This is a genomic window from Thioalkalivibrio sp. HK1 (assembly GCA_000583135.1).
In the GTDB taxonomy this organism is placed as follows: Bacteria; Pseudomonadota; Gammaproteobacteria; order HK1; family HK1; genus HK1.
Genome location: JFBG01000042.1, coordinates 1 through 1,881 on the forward strand (window position 1 = coordinate 1; position 1,881 = coordinate 1,881).

Below are 1,881 nucleotides of genomic sequence, written 5' to 3' on the forward strand. Positions count from 1 at the left end.
TTGTCATCCCCGGCGGAGACGGTAACGTTTTGCGCCGTGGAATAGTTCGATGTGGTGAAGGTGAGCGATGTCGGGGAGAGGGTCACATCGGCGTTGGTCTTGGCGAGGGAAACCGTCACGTCGGCATTCGGGGCGGCGGAGAGGCTGACCGAGAGCGTGCCCGAATTCCCCTCGTCGATGGTCAGGGTTCCCGCCGGGGTGACTTGAATCGTGCCCGCAGGCGTCGAAGAATCGTCATCGGTGATGGTGACTTGCTTCGTCACATTCGAGGCGGTGATGCCGCCCGAGGCGCTCAGGGTGATGGTGTCGGAATCGTCATTGGTATCGGTGTCGTCCCCGGCGGAGACGGTGACCTCTTGCGCCGTCGAATAGTTGGATGTGGTGAAGGTGAGCGAAGCGGGGGAGAGGGTCACATCGGCGTTGGTCTTGGCAAGGGAAACCGTCACGTCGGCGTTCGGGGCGGCGGAGAGGCTGACCGAGAGGGTGCCGGTGTTGCCTTCGTCGATGGTGAGGGTTCCGGCCGGGGAAACTTGAATCGTGCCCGCAGGCTTGGTGGTCTTGTCGTCGTCGGTGACGGTGACTTCCAGCGCGCCTGACACACCGTCAGTGACTTTGTAATCTCCATCACTAGAAAAAACAATCACCCTGAACGAATCGTCGTTCAGATCGTCGTCATGGGCGGCGGTGGCGGTCACCGTTTGGTATTGATTCCAAGCCTTCGTCGGGCCGAAGCGGTTGAAAGTCAGATCGCTTTGGTTGCCCGCGGTATTCGGGTCGGTGTCGAGGGTGAGGGTATTCGATGCGTTACCTAACCGGTTGATATTGAAAGAAGCCGTGACATTCACCGATGGCTGGGTCTTGAGACGCACTTGGAAGTTGGCCGTTTCGCCTTCGGTCAAGGATAGGGAGGTGATGTCGTATCCCGGCCCTATCTCGTCATCGTCGATGCTGACTTGCTTCGTGACATTCGGGGCGGTGATGCCACCCGAGGCGCTCAGGGTGATGGTGTCGGATTCGTCGCGGTTATCGTCGTCTTGGGCGGCGGAGACGGTGACGTTTTGCGCCGTCGAATAGTTGGATGCAGTGAAGGTGAGCGAAGCGGGGGAAAGGCTCACATCGGCGTTGGTCTTGGCAAGGGAAACCGTCACGTCGGCGTTCGGGGCGGCGGAGAGGCTGACCGAGAGGGTGCCGGAGCTGCCTTCGTCGATGGTCAGGGTGCCAGCCGGGGTGACTTGGATTGTGCCTGAGGGTTTGGGGGCTGCTGCCGGGATGACCCAAGTTACGTTGCTGGTACCGCTATGAGTCAATGTCGGGCATGATTGAAATCCGGATGCTGTTTGTGTTGATTGATCAGAGTACTCTGCGCATATCCTTCCTCTTGAAGATCTATCATCTATAGATGTAGATAGGGAATTTATTCTTGAAGATCCAATCAATTGACCTCCATTTCGGATTAAAGAATATCTAAAATTGACTTCTTGAGGACAGCTATTGCGTATAACATCAATCTCAACATTAGTACTAGAATAAAAAACATAAACACAAGAGTGCGCAGGGGGCACCTGCCCAGAGCCGGAGCCTGTATCGGCGACGCTAACGCTAACGCTCGCAGTTTTGCTACCGTAATCGCCACCTTCTCCGGTAACACCAATAGTGATCGATTCGTTATTCGTATTGTTGTCAGGAATCGAGAAGACATTCACCGTCTTGTGTCGATTCCAAGGATTGGCTTGGCCGAAACGGTCGAATGTGAGTTCGGACTGATTACCCACCCTACTCGGGTCGGTATCGATGACTACACCGGTTGCCGATGTACTCAGTATCACCTTGACATTCGCCGAAGGCCGAGTCGCCAAGTGCACCCCGAAGGTGCCGCTTTGG

At 56.1% G+C, this 1,881-nt stretch carries 1 protein-coding gene; it reads right to left on the reverse strand.

The annotated features are described in order from the left end of the window. On the reverse strand, positions 1-1,307 hold a 1,307-nt coding region (locus BF99_RS20830; protein WP_038098191.1), incomplete at its 3' end, for a hypothetical protein. Positions 1,308-1,881 lie beyond the last annotated feature (574 nt).